The organism is Acidiphilium iwatense, from assembly GCF_021556475.1.
In the GTDB taxonomy this organism is placed as follows: Bacteria; Pseudomonadota; Alphaproteobacteria; order Acetobacterales; family Acetobacteraceae; genus Acidiphilium; species Acidiphilium iwatense.
Genome location: NZ_JAKGBZ010000027.1, coordinates 1 through 17,827 on the forward strand (window position 1 = coordinate 1; position 17,827 = coordinate 17,827).

20 protein-coding genes and 1 tRNA gene are annotated in these 17,827 nt (G+C 64.3%); 8 read left to right on the forward strand and 13 right to left on the reverse strand.

Features of this window, described 5'->3' with window-relative positions; all coding sequences use genetic code 11:
- Nucleotides 1–126 precede the first annotated feature (126 nt).
- Nucleotides 127–291, forward strand: coding sequence for a hypothetical protein (locus L2A60_RS13175; protein ID WP_235704873.1), 165 nt, complete (start codon nucleotides 127–129; stop codon nucleotides 289–291).
- 148 nt (nucleotides 292–439) lie between these two features.
- Here the strand turns inward: L2A60_RS13175 and L2A60_RS13180 are convergent, their stop codons facing one another.
- The 7 genes from L2A60_RS13180 to L2A60_RS13210 all read right to left on the reverse strand — a co-directional run bounded on the left by L2A60_RS13180 (nucleotide 440) and on the right by L2A60_RS13210 (nucleotide 3,863).
- The gene (locus tag L2A60_RS13180; protein WP_235704874.1) at nucleotides 440–709 is read right to left on the reverse strand and encodes an HU family DNA-binding protein; all 270 of its coding nucleotides are present in this window, start codon (nucleotides 707–709) and stop codon (nucleotides 440–442) included.
- A gap of 165 nt (nucleotides 710–874) precedes the next feature.
- On the reverse strand, nucleotides 875–1,453 hold the full coding sequence (locus L2A60_RS13185; RefSeq protein ID WP_235704875.1) for a DUF4337 family protein: 579 nt from the start codon (nucleotides 1,451–1,453) through the stop codon (nucleotides 875–877).
- 47 nt (nucleotides 1,454–1,500) lie between these two features.
- Nucleotides 1,501–1,576: transfer RNA gene (locus L2A60_RS13190), tRNA-Phe, on the reverse strand.
- Between the two features lie 80 nt (nucleotides 1,577–1,656).
- Entirely contained in the window at nucleotides 1,657–1,917 is a 261-nt protein-coding gene (gene minE / locus L2A60_RS13195; RefSeq protein WP_235704926.1) for a cell division topological specificity factor MinE, read from the reverse strand.
- On the reverse strand, nucleotides 1,917–2,732 hold the full coding sequence (minD, locus tag L2A60_RS13200; RefSeq protein ID WP_235704876.1) for a septum site-determining protein MinD: 816 nt from the start codon (nucleotides 2,730–2,732) through the stop codon (nucleotides 1,917–1,919). Before minD ends, minE begins: the two co-directional genes overlap by 1 nt.
- 11 nt (nucleotides 2,733–2,743) lie before the next feature.
- Nucleotides 2,744–3,487: a septum site-determining protein MinC gene (gene minC / locus L2A60_RS13205; RefSeq protein WP_316044781.1), complete on the reverse strand. Its 744-nt coding sequence runs from the start codon at nucleotides 3,485–3,487 to the stop codon at nucleotides 2,744–2,746.
- Between the two features lie 76 nt (nucleotides 3,488–3,563).
- Nucleotides 3,564–3,863: a hypothetical protein gene (locus L2A60_RS13210; protein ID WP_235704878.1), complete on the reverse strand. Its 300-nt coding sequence runs from the start codon at nucleotides 3,861–3,863 to the stop codon at nucleotides 3,564–3,566.
- Nucleotides 3,864–4,074: 211 nt separating this feature from the next.
- Between L2A60_RS13210 and L2A60_RS13215 the strand changes: the two genes are divergently transcribed.
- On the forward strand, nucleotides 4,075–5,709 hold the full coding sequence (locus L2A60_RS13215) for a Hint domain-containing protein (protein ID WP_235704879.1): 1,635 nt from the start codon (nucleotides 4,075–4,077) through the stop codon (nucleotides 5,707–5,709).
- Nucleotides 5,710–5,854: 145 nt separating this feature from the next.
- On the opposite strand, the gene L2A60_RS13220 is transcribed toward L2A60_RS13215, so the two are convergent.
- Entirely contained in the window at nucleotides 5,855–7,519 is a 1,665-nt protein-coding gene (locus tag L2A60_RS13220; RefSeq protein WP_235704880.1) for an NAD+ synthase, read from the reverse strand.
- Nucleotides 7,520–7,679: 160 nt separating this feature from the next.
- Between L2A60_RS13220 and L2A60_RS13225 the strand changes: the two genes are divergently transcribed.
- The 3 genes from L2A60_RS13225 to L2A60_RS13235 all read left to right on the forward strand — a co-directional run bounded on the left by L2A60_RS13225 (nucleotide 7,680) and on the right by L2A60_RS13235 (nucleotide 9,029).
- Nucleotides 7,680–8,009: a hypothetical protein gene (locus L2A60_RS13225; RefSeq protein WP_235704881.1), complete on the forward strand. Its 330-nt coding sequence runs from the start codon at nucleotides 7,680–7,682 to the stop codon at nucleotides 8,007–8,009.
- 89 nt (nucleotides 8,010–8,098) lie between these two features.
- Nucleotides 8,099–8,470: a YidB family protein gene (locus L2A60_RS13230; protein ID WP_407932556.1), complete on the forward strand. Its 372-nt coding sequence runs from the start codon at nucleotides 8,099–8,101 to the stop codon at nucleotides 8,468–8,470.
- A gap of 4 nt (nucleotides 8,471–8,474) precedes the next feature.
- Nucleotides 8,475–9,029 carry an NADPH-dependent FMN reductase gene (locus L2A60_RS13235; RefSeq protein WP_235704883.1) on the forward strand — a complete coding sequence of 185 codons (555 nt, stop codon included), beginning with the start codon at nucleotides 8,475–8,477 and terminating at the stop codon, nucleotides 9,027–9,029.
- Between the two features lie 213 nt (nucleotides 9,030–9,242).
- Here L2A60_RS13235 and L2A60_RS13240 read toward each other — a convergent pair whose 3' ends face one another.
- The 4 genes from L2A60_RS13240 to gorA form a co-directional block, all read right to left on the reverse strand.
- Complete coding sequence (locus tag L2A60_RS13240) at nucleotides 9,243–9,416, reverse strand: hypothetical protein (RefSeq protein ID WP_235704884.1); 174 nt, start codon at nucleotides 9,414–9,416, stop codon at nucleotides 9,243–9,245.
- A gap of 111 nt (nucleotides 9,417–9,527) precedes the next feature.
- Entirely contained in the window at nucleotides 9,528–10,682 is a 1,155-nt protein-coding gene (locus tag L2A60_RS13245) for a beta/alpha barrel domain-containing protein (protein WP_235704885.1), read from the reverse strand.
- 13 nt (nucleotides 10,683–10,695) lie between these two features.
- A complete protein-coding gene (locus L2A60_RS13250; RefSeq protein ID WP_235704886.1) occupies nucleotides 10,696–12,102 on the reverse strand; it encodes a class II 3-deoxy-7-phosphoheptulonate synthase in 1,407 nt (468 codons plus the stop codon).
- A gap of 48 nt (nucleotides 12,103–12,150) precedes the next feature.
- Nucleotides 12,151–13,524: a glutathione-disulfide reductase gene (gene gorA, locus L2A60_RS13255; RefSeq protein ID WP_235704887.1), complete on the reverse strand. Its 1,374-nt coding sequence runs from the start codon at nucleotides 13,522–13,524 to the stop codon at nucleotides 12,151–12,153.
- 388 nt (nucleotides 13,525–13,912) lie between these two features.
- Between gorA and L2A60_RS13260 the strand changes: the two genes are divergently transcribed.
- The 3 genes from L2A60_RS13260 to L2A60_RS13270 are packed head-to-tail and all read left to right on the forward strand — an operon-like array spanning nucleotide 13,913 to nucleotide 16,981.
- Nucleotides 13,913–15,064, forward strand: a complete 1,152-nt coding sequence (locus tag L2A60_RS13260; protein WP_235704888.1) for a DegT/DnrJ/EryC1/StrS family aminotransferase — start codon at nucleotides 13,913–13,915, stop codon at nucleotides 15,062–15,064.
- Nucleotide 15,065: 1 nt separating this feature from the next.
- A complete protein-coding gene (locus tag L2A60_RS13265) occupies nucleotides 15,066–15,809 on the forward strand; it encodes a PglD-related sugar-binding protein (protein WP_235704890.1) in 744 nt (247 codons plus the stop codon).
- Nucleotides 15,806–16,981: a glycosyltransferase family A protein gene (locus L2A60_RS13270; RefSeq protein ID WP_235704891.1), complete on the forward strand. Its 1,176-nt coding sequence runs from the start codon at nucleotides 15,806–15,808 to the stop codon at nucleotides 16,979–16,981. Before L2A60_RS13265 ends, L2A60_RS13270 begins: the two co-directional genes overlap by 4 nt.
- On the opposite strand, the gene L2A60_RS13275 is transcribed toward L2A60_RS13270, so the two are convergent.
- On the reverse strand, nucleotides 16,964–17,800 hold the full coding sequence (locus L2A60_RS13275) for a slipin family protein (RefSeq protein WP_235704892.1): 837 nt from the start codon (nucleotides 17,798–17,800) through the stop codon (nucleotides 16,964–16,966). The two genes, L2A60_RS13270 and L2A60_RS13275, sit on opposite strands and share 18 nt — an antisense overlap.
- Nucleotides 17,801–17,827 lie beyond the last annotated feature (27 nt).

The window sequence follows — 17,827 nt, forward strand, 5'->3', positions numbered from 1 at the left end:
TTGAGCGTACTCAGGCCAAAGCGCTCCACTGGTTCGCCGATCTTGGGTGATTAACCATCTGATACTAGCTCTTCATTGCCTATAAGTTACGATTATATCTTACGAAAATTTCGAAAGTCTTGAAATTTGGACAAGGCGGGTATCAATAACGTCCTTCAAGCGCACCAGCCGCGCGTGCGGGCCGAGGCTTCGGGGCTGATCGGCCGCGCCGGCGATAGGAGTCTCGCATCGCTCGGCGGCAGCGAACCCGATCTTGCGCCGGCGCCACGCCGTCGATCCGATTCGGCCTGATCGTTTTCATCACGCCCGTGCGGAAATTCACGTTTGCGACAGGATGGATCGCTTCGGCCGCTGCGCGGCCTCGCGATGACACGTTGGGGATGTGACGGACGCCGTGGCGCGGTTTTTGCCGCGCCACGGCTGACCGGGGTTTTGGCTGTCAGACCAGCTTCTTGAGCGAGGGCGAGGCCTTGAAGCGGACGGTCTTGCCGGCTTTCACCTTGATTTCCGCGCCGGTGCGCGGATTGACGCCCTTGCGTGCCTTGGTCTTGCGCACGGTGAAGGTTCCGAAGCTCGGCAGGGTGAATTTGCCGTTCTTTTTCAGTTCCTTGACGATCGCCTCGATCAGGTCGGTGGCGGCGCGATTGGCGGCAACGCCGGTGATCTCGGCAGAGCCCTGGATGACTTCGGCGATAAACGCTTTCGACATGGTCGAAGCCTCTTTCGTGTTCTTGATCGGCGCTCAGGCCGATGCCGGCGTTGCCGGCGGGTTGAGGAATCTCACACGCCGGCCAACAACGAATCGGCAGGCAACGATTCTTCTAGCGATTCGCGAAGAGTTTGAACAGAGGAATGATGCCGGGCAGCCGGAAAATCATCCGAGCGTCATGACCGCGACGCCGGCGAGAAAGGCGAGGCCGCCGAGACCGAGTGCGGCGAAGCCGAAACCAAGGATTTCGGTGACCACCGAGACCGACGCCAGCACGATGGCGATCTGCAAGGCGCCGACCACGATTTCCAGCATATGGTAGCGTTCGAGCTGACGGTCGCGCGCCTCGGCCTGGCGCAAGGCGAGCTGCTTGAGCTGCGCCTTCCCCTCGCGCCCGGCCGGATCGGAGGTTTCCTTCGCCGCCCGCGCCGCCGCCGCCTTCGCCGCGGCTTCGAGGGCCGGATCGTTCGAATGCGCGGCGAGGCCGCCGAGAATTGCAGAGGCGGCGCCGGCGACATCGGCCTTGATCGCCTTGGCCTGGTAGAACCCCCAGGTGTCGTTCACCGCGATCTGCTTGGCGATGTAGTCGTTCTGGGCGGATTTCTCGCCCATTTCGCAAATCGCCAGGGCCGCGGCGAGAATGCCGATGAGCAGCGCCATGCGCCGCGCGTGCTTGTTCTCCGGGTGTTCCTTGAGGTGCTTGTGGCGTTCCAGGCTGTCGGTCGCGGTTTCGATTCCGTCCATGACGGCGGCATCCGTGCGGTGAAAAGTGAGTTCGTTTTACCGGAAAATGGTGCCCAGGGGCGGAATCGAACCACCGACACTGCGATTTTCAGTCGCATGCTCTACCAACTGAGCTACCTGGGCCTCTCTGACCGCTCATCACGGCGCGAGAGGGATCTAGCCGAACCGCGCGCGGTCATCAAGCCGTCATCGCAGCGGGCGGTTCAGTTCCTCACCAGCACCGCTTCGGGCATCTCGATGTCGATTTCGAGCGTCGAGATCGTGCCATCGCGCTCAAGCTTGACGTTGACCTTCTCGCGGTCGATCGCGATGTGCTTCGCGATCACCGCCAGGATTTCCTCCTGCAGGATCGCCGCGAGATCGGATTTGCCCGACAGTGCCCGCTCATGCGCGAGCAGCAACTGCAGGCGTTCGCGCGCGACCGGCGCGGTGCGCGGGCGGGAAAAGAAATTGAACAGGTTCATCATGCGACTTTCCGGCCGAACAGCCGGCTCATCAGTCCCTTCCGCTCGATCGGGGTGACGACCTCGATGATCTCGCCCATCAGCCGGCGGGCAGCGTCGGCATAGGCGCGGGCGGGAGCGGAAATCGGGTTGTGCAGCGTGACCGGACAGCCGACATTCGAGGCGCGCAGCACCTCCTCGCTGTCGGGGATGATGCCGAGCAGCGGAATCGCGAGAATTTCAAGCACATCCTCGACCTTGAGCATCTCGCCGCGCGCGGCCCGCATCGCATCGTAGCGGGTCAGCAGCAGATGCTTCTCGACCTTTTCGCCCGCCTCGGCTTTCGCTGTCTTCGAATCGAGCAGGCCGATGATCCGGTCCGAGTCGCGCACCGAGGAGACCTCGGGGTTGGTGACCACCACCGCCATGTCGGCATGGCGCATCGCGAGCGTCGCGCCGCGCTCGATGCCGGCCGGGCTGTCGCAGACGATCCAGTCGAATTTCGCGCGCAGCTCGTCGATTACCCGTTCCACGCCTTCGGGGGTGAGGGCGTCCTTGTCGCGGGTTTGCGAGGCGGGCAGCAGCGACAGGGTTTCGACCCGCTTGTCGCGGATCAGCGCCTGGGCGAGCTTGGCATCGCCTTGCACCACGTTGACCAGGTCGAACACCACGCGGCGCTCGGCGCCCATGATGAGGTCGAGATTGCGCAAGCCGACATCGAAATCGACGACGACCACGTTTTGCCCGGTCTGCGCCAGTGCGGCACCCAATGCCGCCGACGAGGTGGTCTTGCCGACTCCGCCCTTGCCCGATGTAACGACCAGAACCTTCGCCATGCCACTATCCTTCAATCGAGCGCCGCGAGGCGCAGCGTCTTGTCGTCCAGCCAGATCTGCACCGCCTTGCCGTGCAGCCCGTCGCCCCAATGATCGGCGGTGCGGTAGAGCCCGTCGATCGCGAGCAGTTCCGCCGCGAGCTTGCGGCAGAAAATCCGTGCGTCCGGGCGGCCGAGCAGCCCGGCGATCGCCCGGCCGCGCAGCGTGCCGTAGATGTGGATCGAGCCGCCGGCGATGATTTCCGCCCCCGAGGCGACCGGGCCGATCACGGTGACGTCGCCCTCCTCGAACACGATCGACTGGCCCGAGCGGACGGCCCGATCGATCAGCAGCGCGGCGCGCGGCGGCGCCTCGGGTTTCGGCGCGGGCGAGGGCGCCTCGGCCTGCGGTTCCGGGATATCGACCGCGCGATCCGCGCGGCCTTCGCGGGCGGGAGCGATGGCCAGCGTATTCGCCCATCTGGTGCCGCGCAGGAGTGCGGTGTCGGCGCCTTCGACACCGATGATGCGCAAATCCCGCGCGTCGAGCGCTTCGAGCACGGCGGCGGGATCGTCATCCTCGGTCTCGGCGAGGGCGGCGAGATTGACCACCACCGGACGGCCGGCGAAGAACCCGGCGGAGCGCTGCATCTGCTGATCGAGTGCGACGAGCCAGGCATCGAATGGCGGTTCCGGCGCCACGATCAGCGCCATGAAGGACCGGCCGCGAATCCTGATTGCCGGAAGAGGGAGCGTAGTGTTTGACACGATCAGCACGTAGCGTCGCGCGCATCCGCGCGTCAACAACGGACTGCAGACCGGATGCGATCGATTTGAAAAAATTCAGGAAATATCATGGGATTTTCGGTCGATACGGATTGGTGCCGACAGCCGCGCCGGCATTGGCGACTCGGGCATGATGGCAATCGGGTGACGGCGTTCCGGCGCCGGGGTTTGCGGCGCGATGGATTGCTTCCGCCGCGCGTGACGCGCGGCGTCGCAATGACGTTTCATAATCAATTCGCAATAACTTATCTGTCATGACCCGTTCGTCATGCCGGCCGGACCGGCAGGATGCTTCGGGGCAAGCGTTCGGATTGTGTAAATTAAAAAACATCCACAATTCAGACATGTTTTGTTGCAATTTTTGCATGGATTCGACAAAATCTCCAGATGACTCGTGCCATGATTCTGTTTACCCTAGATTGTCGTTATGACTCAGGACCTTACCGTCCGGTCAGAAAATGTTATCAAGCCGGCGTTCATCGTCATTAAGGATGTGAAGAAATCAAAAAAAGATTGAAATTGATACGCGTTTCGGTTAGGTAATTTTTAGAGAGAAATTTAATTTTTGGGAGCGGATCATGAGCGGGACGACGATTGTTACGATCGGGCTGGGGGGCACGAGTAACATTACGACCTCGGGGACTTATGAACTGGATGTCACCGGCATCGGGACCGCGAATATCCAAGGGCCGGGGACGACGGGCACGCCGATCAGCGTCGCGGTCGTCGGGTTGCTGGGGGCAGGTCTCGTCTTCACCACCGATATCAGCAACGGCGCCAGCGAAATTCTCAATCCCGTCGCCGGTCTGTCGCTGATCGACAATTTCAATATCGGCGAGAATGCCAGCGGGTCGATCCTGGGTGACGGCACGCTCGAACTCGGGTCGAAGCTGCTCGGTGTCACTCTCGCGCAGGACATCAATTTCTTCGGGACCGACAACAAGCTGATTCTCGACCCCGGCCTGAACATTCAGTTGCTCGATTCGCTGCATAATTTTGCCGCTGGCGACACGATCGAACTGAAAGGTATATCGACAGCGACCCACGCGACGTTTGTGCCGGGTCTGTTGGGCGGCGGCACGGTCGAATTGTTGAATGCGGGCGGAACTGATGTAGGCAATATTGTTCTCTCCAACGGCAGCTATTCCCCCAACGAATTCCAGGTGACGCCGGACCCGAATGGCGGCGTCGACCTCACCGTCTGCTTCCTCGAAGGCACAAGGCTGCTCGGGCTGCACGGCGATATCGCGGTGGAGGACATGGAACCGGGCGACCGGCTGATCACCAATAGCGGCGCGATGCGGCCGGTGCGCTGGGTCGGCAAGCGGGTGATCGACGCCGAGCGGCATCCGCGCCCGGAGACGGTCTGGCCGATCCGCATCGAGGCGGGGGCGATCGACCATGGGCTGCCGGAGCGCACCCTGTACCTGTCGCCCGACCACGCGCTCTATCTCGACGGCAGGCTGATCCCGGCCAAGGCGCTGGTGAACGGCCGTTCGATCGTGCAGGAGAAGCGCCGCCACATCGCCTATTATCATGTCGAGCTCGAGACCCACGACATTCTGCTCGCCGAATCGCTGCCGGTGGAATCCTATCTCGAGACCGGCAACCGCAATTTCTTCGAGAATGGCGGCGGCGCCATGGTGCTGCACCCGAACATGGCGCAGGCGATGCGCGAGGCCAAAGGCTGCGCGCCTTTCGCCGAGACCGGCAAAGAAGTTGCCGCGATCCGCGCGCGGATCATGGCCCGGCTGCCGGCGCCGGCGCGCACCAGCGATTGCGGGCTGCGGGCGATGGCGGGCGGCGCGGCACTTCGGGTCACCTGCATCGATCCGCTCACCTACTGGATTGCGCTGCCCGAAGAAGGGGCGGACGTGGTTCTCGCGTCGCGCAGCATGGTGCCGGCCGAGCAGGATGCGAGCGTCGAGGATCGCCGGCGGCTCGGCCTCGATGTCGGCGAGCTCGCGGTCGAAAGCGCCGGGGCGATCGGCGCGATCGCGCTCGACGATCCCGCGCTGAGCACGGGCTGGCATGCGACCGAGGGGACGCATCGCTGGACCGATGGGCTAGGCGTGATTCCCGCGTCCCTGCTCGGCGATGCGACGGCGCTGATCGTCCGGCTGCAGGCCCTGGCATCCTATCCGGTCGAGGCCGGGAGCGGCGCCGCGAGGCCGGCGAAGCCGGTCTCGACCCATCATTTAACCGCGTCGTAAGCGCGGAGGCTGACGAATCGTTGCGGCGCGGCCGGTATTCCGGCCGCGTCTTTTTTGTTGGCGATTGCTTGCGGAGCAATGACGGAGGGTAAATCGCCAATGGATTGCTTCGGTTGCTGAGCGACCTCGCAATGACGGAGCAGGGTCACTTCACCAGATTGGTGAAGCCGTTGGTGATCGGGTAGCGGCGGTCGCGGCCGAAGGCGCGGGCGGTGATTTTCACCCCCGGCGGCGCCTGGCGGCGCTTGTATTCGGCGCGATCCAGCAGGCGCCAGACCCGTGCCACGGTCGCCCGGTCATGGCCGGCCGCGGTGAGCTCGTCGATCGAGGAATCGCCCTCGATCAGCCCGGCGAGGATCGCGTCCAGCACCTCGTAGGGCGGCAGGCTGTCCTGATCGGTCTGGTTCTCACGCAATTCGGCGGTGGGCGGCTTGGTGATGACCCGCTCCGGCATCACCGACCCGGAAGGGCCGCGGGCGTGCGCGGGGCGGTGAGCGTTGCGCCAGCGCGACAGTTCGAACACGGTGGTTTTGTAGACATCCTTGAGCACCGAATAGCCGCCGCACATGTCGCCGTAGAGGGTGGCATAGCCGACCGACATTTCGGATTTGTTGCCGGTGGTGAGCACCATCGCGCCCAGTTTGTTGGACAGGGCCATCAGGATCAGGCCGCGCGAGCGGGACTGGATGTTCTCCTCGGTGATGTCGGGCGCACGGTGTTCGAACAGCGGGGCGAGGCCGGCCTCGAAGGCGTCGGTGGCCGCGCCGATCGGCACGGTGTCGCAGCGGATGCCGAGCAGGCGGGCGCATTCCGCCGCATCCTCCAGGCTGTGCGCGCTGGTGTAGCGGCTCGGCATCATCACCGCGCGCACCCGCTTCGCACCCAGCGCATCAACCGCGACGGCGGCGGAGAGCGCGCTGTCGATCCCGCCGGAGAGGCCGAGAATCACGCCGGGAAAGCCGTTCTTGTTCACGTAGTCGGCGAGGCCCATCACCATCGAGCGGTAGATCAGGTCGAGCCGGTCGGGCTCGGGCGGCAAAGGGTGGGGCGTGCAGACCAGTCCGCTATTGGTGCGCCGCCATTCGGTGAGGGAGATCGCCGGTTCGAAATGCGGCATCCGCAGCGCGAGGCTGCGATCGGCGTTGAGGGCGAAGGACGCGCCGTCGAACACGATTTCGTCCTGGCCGCCGGTGAGGGCGGCGAAGATGAAAGGCAGGCCGGTTTCGACCACGCGGTTCAGCGCGAGCTGGAGGCGGGTGCCCTGCTTGCCGTCCTCGAAGGGCGAACCGTTGATCGAGATCAGGATTTCGGCACCGGTTTCGGCGAGGGTTTCGGGCACCGAGGGGAGCCACCAATCCTCGCAGACCAGCATGCCGAGCCGAAAGCCGCGAAAGGCCACCGGGCCGGGCGCGGGGCCGGGATCGAACACGCGCTTTTCGTCGAACACGCCGTAATTCGGCAGCTCGTGCTTGGCGCGGCGGGCGATGACCGAGCCGCCATCCATCACGAAGGCCGCGTTGTGCAGCGCGCCGTTCGCCCGCCAGGGCAGGCCGGCGACGATGCCCGGCCCGCCATCCGCGGTGTCGGCGGCGAGGGCTTCGGCGGCCTGTTCGCAGGCGGCGACGAAGGCGGGTTTCAGCACGAGGTCTTCGGGCGGATAGCCGGCGATGCCGAGTTCCGGGGTGATCAGCAAATCGGCGCCGAGCCGTGCGGCCTCGGCGCGGGCGGCGCGGATCGAGGCGAGGTTTTTCTCGATGGCGCCGACATGCAGGTCGAGCTGGGCGATCGCGAGCTTCAGCGTTTCGGTCATGGGGCATGATAGCCTGGATCGTGCTCCGTCGTCATTCCCTCCCGCTCATCCTGCCTTGTTTTGGCCGCAACTCGCCGTTAGAGCCTCACGCGCCCGTGAAGCCGGATTCCGAACCGGACGGCCTGGGCGCGAGACTTCACTTAACCAACGGAGATTCCCTATGACCATCCGTACGATCCTTCGCGCGACGATTCCCGCCCTGGCGCTGACCTTCGCCGTCGGCGCCGTCGGCACGGCGCATGCCACCAGCAAGAAGAAGAAGGCCGAGACCGCCACGAGCCACGCCACGATGAGCCACGCGAAGCTGCCCGGCTACAAGACCGAGGCCGCAGCGAAGGCGGCCTGCGGCATGGGCGGCGTGGTGTGGCACGCGACCGGCAGCAAGGCGTTCCACGGTCCGAAGTCGAAGTATTTCGGCAAGACCAAGCACGGCGCCTATGTCTGCGAGAAGGCGGCGCTGGCCGACCATCTGCACGAAGCGAAAAATTAACCGAACGCGCGATTAATCCTGTTTGACTCGCGGCCGGAATCGCTTCTTCATTCCGGCCGCGGGTCCGTTGCGAGCCCGCCGACACAAACATGGAGGCTGGGATGGGCTTGTTCGATCAGGTTTCCGGAATGGTCAGCGGCGCGCTCGGCGGCGGCTCGGGCGGTGTCGCCGGTCAGTTGATGGGCGTGCTCCAGCAGAACGGGATTTCCGGTGTTTCAGGGCTGGTGCAGCAATTCGAGCAGAACGGCCTGGGTGCGCATGTCGCGTCCTGGGTGGGCAGCGGAGAGAATCTGCCGATTTCGGCCGATCAGGTCCAGCAGGTGCTCGGCAGCCCGGTGATCGCCTCGATCGCGCAGAAATTCGGCGTCGATCCGCAGACGGCGGCGCAGCTCATCGCGCAGCATCTGCCGGCGGCGGTGGATCAGGCGACGCCGGGCGGCGCCGTGGCGGACGCGTCGTAAATCCGTGACGGGGTTCAGAATTCTCGGTATCTGCGGCAGCCTGCGCCGTGGGTCGTTCAATCTGGCGGCGCTGCGCGCGGCGGTTGATCTGGCGCCCGAGGGGATTTCGCTCGAGATCGCCTTGATCGGCGAGATTCCGCTGTTCAACGACGATGTCCGCGCCGTCGGCATTCCGGCGCCGGTCATCGAACTGGCGGGGCGGATCGTGGCGGCGGATGCGGTGCTGATCGCCACGCCGGAGTATAATTATTCGATCCCCGGCGTGCTGAAAAACGCGATCGACTGGGTGTCGCGCTGCGATCCGCAGCCGTTTCGCGACAAGGCGGTGGCGATCATGGGCGCGAGCCCCGGCGCGATCGGCACGGCGCGCGCCCAATACGATCTGCGCAAGGTGTTCGTGTTTCTGGATGCTCATGTGATGAACAAGCCGGAGATCATGATCAGCGCGGCGGGGCAGCGTTTCGACGGCGCAGGGGTGCTGACCGACGCGGCGACGCGCCAGCTCATCGGCCAGCAGCTCGCGGGGCTGCGGGATTGGGCGATGCGGTTGCGTAGCTGATCCAAAAAGATCGCCCGAACCGGGCTTCGGTTCGGGCGATTTCAGCGGCAGTTTATGTTTGGCGCGGCGATCCCAGCGATCCGCCTTTCGCGCGCGTTCGGCACGAGATTTCGTGTGCCTGGCGCGATAGAGCGGATTGGTCAGGAGGTCGCGCGCCATGGGATTGCGTTTGCGCGCCATGGCGGTCTCCTTTCGCGAGAGACCGCCATGATATCATAAATCGATGCGAAAGCGGAGCCCTTCGGCGCCGCCATGGGAGTCGGGCTTGCGGAACCGCTCCACCAGCACGCCGCCATTGTTCAAAATGACGCGCTGCGAGGCAATGTTATCGGGATCGGTGCTAATTTCGACGAAATGGAGGCCCTGCGCGGCGGCTTCGGGTAACATGAGAGCGACGGCGCGCGTCGCCCAGGGCGGTGCTGGTCGAATAGCCAGCTTCCAGCGCCGCGCGGAATTCCGCCAGATCGGCGAGAGCGGGCTTGCGGAGGGAGCAGACAGTCATCCCCGGTCGCGGAGCAAAAATTCGCGGCCGATCTTGACCCGCGGTTCGCCGTCATAGGCGACGATATCGGCGGTGGCGTAGGTTTCGGGCCAGTTTTCCGGGATGAAGCTGCCGGTGCCCACCACGTCGATCGGGGCGTGGGCGTCGGCCATCACGCTGCATTTTTCCACGCCGAATCCGGACGATACGACGATGCGCACCCGGATGAAGCCGGTCTCGTCCAGCGCCTCGCGCAGTTTCCAGATGGCGGCGGCGGAAACCCCGGTGCCGATCAGGTAGCGCAGCTCGCTCTGGCTGCGATAGCGGCGGATCGCGCCAGGGGCGTGGCGCTCCAGCACCGCGTAGCTCTCCTGCGGGTCGAGCCCTTCCATGAATCGCCCGCCATGGGTGTCGAGCCGGACCGCCAGACGCCCGGCTTCGGCGAGATCGGGGAAGCGGTGGCAGACGGCGAGCGCGTCGGTGACTTCACGGCCGAAAAAATCGGTCAGCACGGTGATGTCGTCGTCCGGGAAGGTTTCGCGGAACATCTCGGCGGCGCGCACCGTCGATCCCGCGTAACCGATCAAACCATGTGGCATGGTGCCGTAACCGTGCGGCGCGCCGAAATAATGCGCGGTCGAGTCGTTGGCGTTGCCGATGAAGCCGCGCGCGCCCTCGGCCTGCGCCGCGCGCGAGCCGACCGAGGCGGCATAGGCCATCATTTCCTGCATTTCGGCACCCGCGCAGTGCCGCGCCTCCATCGCGAGGAAGCCAGCCTTCGGCAAAGCGGCGCACATCTGATAGGCGTTGTGCGCGGCGACGCAGGGGGGGCCGAGCTTCTGGAGCAGGATGGTTTCGAGATCGACCAGGAGCAGAAAACTGCCGGTGATATAGGCGATCGGCTCGCCGGCGCCGACCCAGGAGCCTTCCGGGTTCGGCAGCTCGATATCCACCGTCTCGCCGCGCGCGGCGGCGACTTCGCGCAGCCAGCGCAGCATCAGCGACGGCGCGGATACCACCGGGCGGCGCAGGAACAGCGCATAGGTGACGCGGCTGTCGCCGAAGCGGGCGACGATCGACTTGGTGCGGTTGAAATAGGCGTCGGTCCGCGCGGCGATGCCAGCATCGAGATCGGAGGCGCGCTCGGCGAGACGCCGCCGCTGGAGGGACATGGCGCTGCCTCGCTTACTGTGCCGCAATATCGGTGCGGTTGGGCGCGCGGCGGGATTTCAGCTCCGCCGCGATCAGGAAAGCGAGTTCGAGCGATTGCTCCGCGTTCAGGCGCGGATCGCAGAAGGTTTCGTAGCGCGCGCCGAGATCGGCTTCGGAAAGCTGCCGCGCGCCGCCGATGCACTCGGTCACGTCCTGGCCGGTCATCTCGACATGGACGCCGCCGGGGGCGGTCGCTTCGGCCTCGCTGATATCGAAGAAGCAGCGCACCTCGGACAGGATCGCGTCGAACCGCCTGGTCTTGACCCGGCCCGCGGTGGTGATCGTGTTGCCGTGCATCGGGTCGCACACCCAGGCGATGCGGCGGCCCTCGCGCCTGGTCGCGCGCAGCAGTTTCGGCAGTTTGGCGGCGACGTGTTCGGCCCCCATGCGGGCAATGAGGGTCAGGCGGCCCGGTTCGTTGGCCGGATCGAGCCGCTCGATCAGGCGCAGCATGTCGTCTTCCTCCATGCTGGGGCCGACTTTCATGCCGATCGGGTTTTTCACGCCGCGCATGAATTCGACATGCGCGCCGTCGAGCTGGCGGGTGCGGTCGCCGATCCAGAGGAAATGCGCCGAACAGGCGTAGTGATCGCCGCTGGTGGAATCGACGCGGGTGAGCGCCTGTTCATAGGGAAGCAGAAGCGCTTCATGGCTGGTGTAGAATTCGGTTTCGTGGATTTGCGGGGTCGATTGGCTGGTCATGCCGCAGGCGGCCATGAATTGCAGGGTTTCGTCGATCCGCGCCGACAGGTCGTGATAGCGCTCGGCCAGCGGCGAGCGGCGCACGAAATCGAGGTTCCAGCGATGCACCTCGTGCAGGTCGGCATAGCCGCCGGAGGCGAAGGCGCGCAGCAGGTTGAGCGTGCCGGCGGACTGGAAATAGCCGAATTCCATGCGCGCGGGGTCGGGGATGCGGGATTCGGCGGAAAATTCCGGGCCGTTGACGATGTCGCCGCGATAGGAGGGCAGGGTGACGCCGCCGATGGTTTCGGTATCCGAACTGCGCGGCTTGGCGAACTGGCCGGCCATTCTGCCAAGCTTTACCACAGGTAAAGCGCCGCCAAATGTGAGGACCACCGCCATTTGCAGCAGGACGCGGAACGTATCGCGGATGATGTTCGCGGTGAAATCGCCGAAGCTTTCCGCGCAATCGCCGCCATGCAGAACGAAGGCGCGGCCTTCGGCGGCCAGGGCCAACGACGCTTTCAGCCGCCGCGCCTCGCCGGCGAAAACCAGAGGCGGGAAGCGGTGCAGCCGCGCTTCCATCGCCGCGAGCCTGTCCGCGTCGGGATAGGCCGGCACCTGACGGATCGGCCGCGAACGCCAGGAATCGGGCGTCCAGCTTGCGGTGTCGCGGTCGGGCAGGGCGGTTGTCGTCATGCAAAGCTCCTTGAAGGGCCCGCTATACCCCCGAATCAGGGTGTCGCGCTACTCCGCCGCTTTCGCATCGGCTGCGCCGATCCGGCGGGTCTCGCCGCGCAAGGTGACGAATTCCTCCGCCGCGGTGGGGTGGATGCCGATGGTGCGGTCGAAATCCGCCTTGGTCGCGCCGGCGGTGATCGCCACCGCGAGCCCCTGGATGATTTCCGGCGCGTCCTCGCCCAGCATATGGGCGCCGATCACCCGGTCGCTCGCGCCGTCGACCACTAGCTTCATCATGCTCCTGCGCGGCCGCCCAGTCAGCGCGTGGCGCATCGGGGTGAAACGGGTGAGGAATATTCTGGCGCCCCTCGGCGCTTCGTCCTCAGTGATCCCCACGGTGGCGAGAGGCGGGATCGAGAACACCGCGCTGGGCACGTTTTTCAGGGATACGCCGCGCGATTTGCCGCCGAACAGCGAGTCGGCAAGGGTATGGCCCTCGGCGGTCGCGACCGGGGTGAGGTTCAGCCGGTCGGTCACGTCGCCGATCGCGAAAATATGCGGGCTGCTGGTGCAAAAACCCTCGTCGATCGGGATCGCGCCGCTGGGGGCGACCTCGACCCCGGCGTGCTCCAGCCCGAGCCCGGCAGTATTGGGTTTGCGGCCGGTGGCGAGGAACACGCAATCCCCCTCGATCGCGTCGCCATGGGATGTGACAAGCCGCTTCGCCGCGTCATGCGCGTCGATATGCAAAGGCGAATGGCCGGGGTGGAGATGCACGCCGCTGGCTTCGAGCGCCTCGGCCACGGCGGCGCGCAAATCCGCATCGAAACCGCGCAGCGGCAGCGGCTGGCGATAGACGAGATCGACGTGCGCGCCCATGCCGGCGAAAATTCCGGCGAACTCGACCGCGATATAGCCGCCGCCGATCAGCACCACGCGCTCCGGGCGTTCGGGCAGGTGGAATGCGTCGTCGGAGACGATGGCGAGGTCCGCACCCGGAATATCCGGGCGGATCGGGTGGCCGCCGGTCGCGATGGCGATGCGTTCGGCGGTTTTTGTCTCCTCCCCGACCATGATCGTATGGGAGTCGAGGAAGCGGGCGCGCGCATTGAAGATTTGCGCTCCCGCGCGGTCGAGCAGCCCGGTATAGACGCCGTTGAGCCGCTCGATCTCGCGATCCTTGGCGGCGATGAAGCGCGGCCAGTCATGGGCGCCGCGTATGATGTTCCAGCCGAAGCCCGCCGCGTATTCGGCGGCGAAGCCGTATTCGGCGGCCATCACCATGAGTTTCTTCGGCACGCAGCCAACATTGACGCAGGTGCCGCCCCAGAACCGTTCCTCGGCGATACCGACGCGCGCGCCATGCCCCGCCGCGATGCGCGCCAGCCGGACCCCGGCCGAGCCGCCGCCGATGACGAACAGGTCGAAATCATAACTCATGCGATCATTCCTTTTCCGACCCTGGTATAGCGGATTCCGGGCGGTGCGGAATGGCGGGAGGCGAAACCGTGAACGATGTCATTTATTGCGCGATTACGATCAAACCGGACGGGTTCGTGGTCAAAACATTCCACAAAAACCGCATAAATTTATCTCTATTTTAAGACTTGATTTAATTGATTTTGAGAATTAAGCGCTCCGGCGATCCTTGAGTGGCTGGTTTGCGATCATATCCCGACGAATCCGGCTGGCAGCGCGTCCGGGTCGCGGGCTTGTTTCGTTCGAACCGTCCACGTGACTCGGAACACTGAAAGCGCCTGGACAAATGCAGATATCGACTCTGAGGAGCCTTTCGTCGCTGAAAAGCGCGAAGGAAGACACGAGGCGCATGTCCGTCGGGCGCGTGCCGGTCTATCGCGCGAAGCTTCCCGCGGCGGCGCAGATTCTGCCTTATCTGGAAATCATCGACGGCAGCCGGAACTATACGAATTACGGCGAACTGGTATTTTTGCTGGAACAGCGGCTGCGCGCGATCATCGCGGCGCCGGATTGCGACGTGATCGCTGCCGCTTCCGGCACGGCGGCGCTTCAGGCGGCGATTCTCGCAACCGCCGGGCGTGCGACAAAAGACCGGCCCTATGCGCTGATCCCGAGCTATACCTTCGTCGCGACCGCGATGGCGGCGGAAGCGTGCGGCTACGTTCCGGTTTTCGCCGATATCGACGCTGAAAGCTGGGCGGTGCAGGCGGCAGCGCTGCTCGATCATCCCGCCCTGGCGAAATGCGGCGTTGTCGTACCGGTGGCTCCCTACGGGCGGGCGCATTCGCAGGAGGAGTGGGTCCGGTTCGCGCGCCGATCCGGCGTGACGGTGGCGATCGACGCCGCGGCGTCGTTCGAGGCGCTGCTTGCCGATCCCGCCGGGCTGACCGGCGAGATTCCGGTCGCCGTCAGCTTCCATGCCACCAAATCCTTCAGCACTGGCGAGGGTGGCGCCGTGATCTGGTCCGACAAGGATGGACTGGCCAGGGTCGCTCAGGCGCTCAATTTCGGCTTTTTGCGCAGCCGGCAAAGCCGTTCGGCCGGGTTCAACGGCAAAATGAGCGAATATCATGCGGCGGTCGGGCTTGCCTGCCTCGACCAATGGAAGGCGACGGCGGAGTCCGTCCAAAATGCCGTTCATGCGTACCGGCGCGTCGCGGCGCGGGCCGGGCTGGAGGACCGGATCCTGACCGCGCCGTTCGTTGCCTCGAATTATGCCTTGTTCAAGGTGGAAACCCAGGCGGAGGCCGATCAGGTAACGGCCTCGCTGGGTCGGGCCGGAATCGAGCATCGCTTCTGGTACGGCCGGGGCGTTCATGCCGAACCCTATTTCGCGCGGCGGAAGCGTTGCCTGCTGCCGGGGACAGCGAGGATCGCGTCGCGTCTGATCGGGATTCCCATGTATCCCGACATCGAACCCGAGACGATCAGCCGCATCGTCGGCGTTCTCGCCGGGATAATCGGGCGGCAGCCGGTGCCGAATCATCAATATGCGGCCTGATATGACGAACAAGATCATTCTCTACGGCTCGACCGGACACGCGCTTGCCGTGCGCGAACAGATCAACCGGGTTTTCGCGCATCGCGGGCACGATATCGTCGCGTATATCGATGATTATCGCGCGACCGAAAATGCCCGTGTCGATGGTGTTCCGGTGATCGGTTTCGAGCAATGGCGCGACGAATTCCGCGACATTCCGGTTATCATCACGGTCGGAGATCCGCGCTCGCGCCGGAAGCTCGCGGCAAAAATCGAGGCGGCGGGCGGCATTTTCGCATCGATGGTCGGCGACTGGCCATCGATCGCGGGTGATTTCCGGCACGGCGAGGGCTGTTTCACCGGCGGCCCGAATTATATCGGGCCGAATGTCAGAATTGGGCAGCATGTCCAGGTGCAGCCGATGGCGGCGCTGGGGCACGATTCCAAAGTGGGCGATTTTACCACCATCTGTTCCTCCAATATCGCCGGCTGGGTGATCATCGAGGAAGAGGTTTTCATCGGCATCGGCGTTGCCATCGTCCACGGAACCGAGGCGCGGCCGATCCGAATCGGGCGCGGCGCCTATGTATGCGCGGGCGCGGTGGTCACGAAATCGGTTCCGCCCGGCACGAAGGTTGCAGGAAATCCCGCGCGGGACGTCAGCCTCGCGGCGTTGCGCAAACGCCGATGGATCGCTTCGCCATCGGCTCGCGATGACGTTCGTGCACAGGGTTCCGTCAATGGAATTCGGCAGATAAAAGAATGAAAATTTTCATTTTGTGCCGGAATCGCCCGATCTATCTCTGGGCCTGTCTCGACAGCCTGTTCAGGCTGACCCGAACCGCGTGCCGATTCATCCTGATCGACTCCGCATCGGACGATCCGCTGGTCCGGCCGGTTATCGAAGGATTCGAGCGGCGCGGGATGTTCGAGTCCGTCGTCTGGCTGAAGCGCAACGACGCTGGCCTGGTCCGTTCGACGATTCTCGATTTCCTGAGGGAAGAAGACCGTCTCTTCGGATTCATCGAATCCGACGTTTTGCTTCTGCCTGGTCCGTATGAATGCTGGCTCGAACGGATGCGGCAACTCATCGAGCTTGATGCCAAGCTTGCGATGCTCGGTTCGCTGGTTGATGCCGACGATTTCGTGCCGCTGGATGTCGCACGCAGGATCGCGCCGCATCTGTCGGAATATGAAATTCGCGATCTCACCCATCACGAAGACCCCGAACGCCAGCGGCATCGGCCCGTCAATCCCGATCAGCCGATTTTTTCTCCGCATAATCCGGCCGGGCGCTTGCTGATTCTGAAAACCGATGCGGTGCTGCGCGCCGGGGCGGCGAGCGATTTCGATCTCCACGAGCGGTTGTTCGAACTGGGCTATACGACCGGCATCAGCACCGAAGTGCGGCATCGGCATCTTTCCCTGATGAACATCTACGACTACCCGCATTACGATATGCACAAGCGCAACGAGTATATGTATAGCCTGACCTATAAGGCGCAGACGGAGAGAGCGCTTCGGTCCGGCGAAGATGCCGCGAGCCTTTTGACCAAGGAGCCCGATCTGCATCTGGAGGTCGACGGGATTCGCATCGAGCCGGAACGTGGCGACAAGAACTATCGTTTTACGGTTCCGCCCGGCGGGCGGAATATTTTTTTGGTTTCGCGCAAGGGATTCGCGCTCGGTTCCCCCGATCGGCGCCCTCTCGGCGTTGCGATCGACCGCCTGTGTCTCGATGGCAGGGAAGCGCTGCGGGCTTCGGCACTGGTTCGGGGCTGGCGTGCCGATGAAGGCGGCTGGCGCTGGACCTCGGGGCGCGCCGAATTACCAAGCTGTTCGACCCTGGACGTTCATGTGGTCGGAACGGTGGATTATGTTCTGCGCCCGACCGAGGGTTTGTCGGCGGCGGGACTGGAGTCAGGTTTCGGGGCGTGATGCCATGACGGGCATGACGCCGGCCATCGCGCTGGCGAGCTCGGTGGGTAACAGGATGGTCGCGCCCTTGTTCTTGTTCATCTCATAAATCAGGTTCATCTGCCGGATTTTCAGCGCTGCGGGGTTGGCGAGATAGATCTCGCCGGCGCGGACGATCTGCTCGGCGATCGCGACCTCGGAACTCGCGAGCGTGACGCGCGCCTGTTTCTCTTTTTCCGCCTGGGCGTTGCGGCTCATCGCGTCGTTCAGCTCGGCGGGGATGCGCACGTCGCGGATTTCCACCGCGATGCCGCCGATCCCCCAATCGGCCGATTTCGTCTGGATCGCGTTGCGGATATGCTGGTCCATCTGTTCGCGATTGCCGAGGATTTCCGCGAGCGACATGAAGCTGATGGTTTCGCGCAGCGAGGTCTGGGCGACCTGGCCGATCATCGCGCGATAGTCGAGCAGTTCGGTCGCAACCCGCTTCACGTCCTCCACCTTCCAGAACAGGATGGAATCGACGGCGACGCTGACGCCATCGAGCGTGAGGGTGTTCTCGGCGCTGATGACGGTGCTCTGCTTTCTTGTGTCGACGGCGACATAGATCGTCTCGATCACCGGAATGATGAAAAACGCGCCCGGCCCGCGAATTCCGGCGAACCGGCCGAGGCGCAGCACCACGGCGCGTTCCCATTCATTCGCCATGCGCAGCGACAAGGCGACGGCGATGCCGATGACGACGACGATCGCACCGGGGACGATCAGCTTTAACAATCCGATGAGTGCGGCGCCGACGGCGATGATGATGACGGCGATGATGCTGGCGGATCGGTTCATGATCGTGTCCTTTTCAATGCCCTCGGG

What these genes read in the sequence shown, in the direction of transcription:
- L2A60_RS13275 (WP_235704892.1), bottom strand. Translation starts at nt 17,800, where the DNA reads ATGAACCGATCCGCCAGCATCATCGCCGTCATCATCATCGCCGTCGGC.
- L2A60_RS13180 (WP_235704874.1), bottom strand. Translation starts at nt 709, where the DNA reads ATGTCGAAAGCGTTTATCGCCGAAGTCATCCAGGGCTCTGCCGAGATC.
- L2A60_RS13215 (WP_235704879.1), top strand. Translation starts at nt 4,075, where the DNA reads ATGAGCGGGACGACGATTGTTACGATCGGGCTGGGGGGCACGAGTAAC.
- L2A60_RS13185 (WP_235704875.1), bottom strand. Translation starts at nt 1,453, where the DNA reads ATGGACGGAATCGAAACCGCGACCGACAGCCTGGAACGCCACAAGCAC.
- L2A60_RS13250 (WP_235704886.1), bottom strand. Translation starts at nt 12,102, where the DNA reads ATGACGACAACCGCCCTGCCCGACCGCGACACCGCAAGCTGGACGCCC.
- L2A60_RS13265 (WP_235704890.1), top strand. Translation starts at nt 15,066, where the DNA reads ATGACGAACAAGATCATTCTCTACGGCTCGACCGGACACGCGCTTGCC.
- L2A60_RS13230 (WP_407932556.1), top strand. Translation starts at nt 8,099, where the DNA reads ATGGAGGCTGGGATGGGCTTGTTCGATCAGGTTTCCGGAATGGTCAGC.
- L2A60_RS13245 (WP_235704885.1), bottom strand. Translation starts at nt 10,682, where the DNA reads ATGTCCCTCCAGCGGCGGCGTCTCGCCGAGCGCGCCTCCGATCTCGAT.
- L2A60_RS13260 (WP_235704888.1), top strand. Translation starts at nt 13,913, where the DNA reads ATGTCCGTCGGGCGCGTGCCGGTCTATCGCGCGAAGCTTCCCGCGGCG.
- L2A60_RS13220 (WP_235704880.1), bottom strand. Translation starts at nt 7,519, where the DNA reads ATGACCGAAACGCTGAAGCTCGCGATCGCCCAGCTCGACCTGCATGTC.
- minD (WP_235704876.1), bottom strand. Translation starts at nt 2,732, where the DNA reads ATGGCGAAGGTTCTGGTCGTTACATCGGGCAAGGGCGGAGTCGGCAAG.
- L2A60_RS13225 (WP_235704881.1), top strand. Translation starts at nt 7,680, where the DNA reads ATGACCATCCGTACGATCCTTCGCGCGACGATTCCCGCCCTGGCGCTG.
- L2A60_RS13240 (WP_235704884.1), bottom strand. Translation starts at nt 9,416, where the DNA reads ATGTTACCCGAAGCCGCCGCGCAGGGCCTCCATTTCGTCGAAATTAGC.
- L2A60_RS13210 (WP_235704878.1), bottom strand. Translation starts at nt 3,863, where the DNA reads ATGCAAAAATTGCAACAAAACATGTCTGAATTGTGGATGTTTTTTAAT.
- L2A60_RS13270 (WP_235704891.1), top strand. Translation starts at nt 15,806, where the DNA reads ATGAAAATTTTCATTTTGTGCCGGAATCGCCCGATCTATCTCTGGGCC.
- gorA (WP_235704887.1), bottom strand. Translation starts at nt 13,524, where the DNA reads ATGAGTTATGATTTCGACCTGTTCGTCATCGGCGGCGGCTCGGCCGGG.
- minE (WP_235704926.1), bottom strand. Translation starts at nt 1,917, where the DNA reads ATGAACCTGTTCAATTTCTTTTCCCGCCCGCGCACCGCGCCGGTCGCG.